We start from the raw sequence: 2,386 nt of genomic DNA, 5'->3' as shown, positions 1-2,386 counted from the left end.
GTTTTAAATTAATTTATAAGATTATAATCTATAAATTTTTAAAAATAGTAAAATAAGTTCTTAGTTTAATCTTATTTTTTAAAAAGAATAAAATAGTGTTTATATAAAAAAATTAGAATGATTTACTATTTAAGTAAATCTTTAAATGGAATTTATTTGGATTATAGTTTTTTTAATAGATTAAGTATATTAAAAGTTTATTTATGGATTATAGTTTTTTTAATAGATTATTATACATTAAAAGCTTTAATTAATCAGATTATATCTTATAGCTTATTTTAATAGTAATATCTTGATGATCTTCCTAAACTATATGCTAAGTAGTATTTTCCCCATTGATTTTTATTCTGATTATTGTATTGATATGGTGTTCTATAATAATAATCATTATAACTATTTTCTTCTCTTTGACTATATTCATAGGAAACTGTAGCATGGGTTAATTTAGAATAAAATTTTTTTTCACTCATTGTTTGTTTAGGTGTGTTTTTTATCATTTCTTCAATATCTTGTGTTATATTTGAACCATTATATGATATACAATAGATTTCATCTTTAATTGGGAAATAAATGTATGTAGTATTATATTTTACTCCATCAATATTTCTTTCTTGATAAATAATTGAAGAATTATGTCCTTTTATGTTTTTATTTTTAATATAATGTGTATCTTCTGAGCTTGCATCATCACCATAACTAGATTTTAAGAAACTATCAGAATCTATATATCTTATTGAAAAAATAAACATATTCTTAATTGTATAATATTTACTATTTACTAGTTCACCATTTTCATATTGTGGTGCTAATTTGAAATTAACATTTTCAACTTTCTGAGTTTTCCAATCTGAACTATTTTCTGTAGCCGCAATTGGATTTAATGCTAAAATACATATTATAAATATTATAAGCATAATCAAATATTTTCTTTTAATTATAATATCCCCCTTAATAATTAATTTATAAATTTATTATTTAAATAGAGATTATAAATATTTTTAGTAAATTATTTTCAAATAATTTTACTATATATTTTTCTTTAATTAAATTATTGATCGATATCATTAAATTAACTATTTTTTTATTTTTTATAAAATAATTTTAGATATCTTTAATTTAATTATAATATTGTTCTTAATATATTTAAAATTTAATTTTAGGATACATCTTATTAGTATAAAATACACGTTTCTATTTGTTTATTAAATTTTAAATTTTTTATTTTAATACTTTTTAGTTTTCACATATTTTTTATGATTTTTTCGTATTTTTTAGTTTTTTTTATTTTTATTTTTAATATTTTTTAGTTTTACTAATTTTTATTATTTTTTATAACTTTTTATAGTATTTAAATTATTTATTTTAGTTTTAATTTGTAAATTTATCTATTTTAATAGTATTATTTATTTTAATTACTTAATAATCTGTATAAACTATTTTTTATCATATAAAATTTTAATAAGTAATGTATTTTAATTAGTTTTAATAAAATGAGTATTATAATATTTAATTTTACTTAATATTTTTAGTTGAAAATCTTTAAAACTGAAGTTTGCTAAAATTAATATATTAAATAACTTATAGGAGAAAAAACATGAGAATTTGTTTATATGGTTCTGGAAGTTCAAGTACAAATAGTAAGTACACAGAAGTATCTTACAAATTAGGTCAAGAAATTGCAGAAAGAGGTTATGAATTAGTATTTGGTGGTGGAGACACTGGAGTCATGGGTGCTGTATCAAAAGGTGTTATTGAGAACCATGGTAAAGTATTTGGAATTGCTCCTGAATGGATGAAAGAATTTGAAGGAATGTGTAAAGATTGCTTTAAATTTATACATACATCAACTATGGATGAAAGGAAAAATTTATTTTTAAAACATTCTGATGCATTTATTGTAGCTCCTGGAGGAATTGGAACTCTTGATGAGTTTTTTGAAATTTTTACTCTTAAAAAATTAAAAAGACATAATAAAAAAATTGTTGTATTTAATATTGAAGGATATTATGATACTATGTTAAATATGATTGATTTTATGATTGATCAAGGTACTATACCTAAAGATAATAAGAATTTATTCCATATATCAACATCTATTGAAGATATTTTTAATTATTTAGAAGATGCTGATTAGTTTTTATCATATTTTTAGGTAAAAATAATTAGGGATATTTTTTATTTAGTATATTATTAGGTAGAAATAGTTATGATTAGTTTTTATCATATTTTTAGGTAGAAATAGTTATGATTAGTTTTTATTTAGTATATTTAGGTAAAACTAATTATAATTGGTTTTATCATATTTTTATCTAAAAATTTTTAATTTTTATTTTTTTTATTAAATGCTTTTAGAAAAATTATTTAATTTTTAGATTACATATTAAAT

At 18.4% G+C, this 2,386-nt stretch carries 2 protein-coding genes; one reads left to right on the top strand and one right to left on the bottom strand.

The window, feature by feature from the left end:
- Positions 1 to 278 precede the first annotated feature (278 nt).
- Positions 279 to 920 carry a hypothetical protein gene (locus tag BGI41_RS08460; protein ID WP_198945432.1) on the bottom strand — a complete coding sequence of 214 codons (642 nt, stop codon included), beginning with the start codon at positions 918 to 920 and terminating at the stop codon, positions 279 to 281.
- Between the two features lie 674 nt (positions 921 to 1,594).
- Between BGI41_RS08460 and BGI41_RS07755 the strand changes: the two genes are divergently transcribed.
- Positions 1,595 to 2,134 carry a TIGR00730 family Rossman fold protein gene (locus BGI41_RS07755; protein WP_088540127.1) on the top strand — a complete coding sequence of 180 codons (540 nt, stop codon included), beginning with the start codon at positions 1,595 to 1,597 and terminating at the stop codon, positions 2,132 to 2,134.
- Positions 2,135 to 2,386: the final 252 nt, after the last annotated feature.

The sequence above is a fragment of the Methanobrevibacter sp. 87.7 genome (genome assembly GCF_002208625.1).
Lineage (GTDB): Archaea > Methanobacteriota > Methanobacteria > Methanobacteriales > Methanobacteriaceae > Methanarmilla.
The sequence above is the reverse complement of the archived record's forward strand: the minus strand, read 5'-3'. Positions and strand labels throughout refer to the sequence as shown.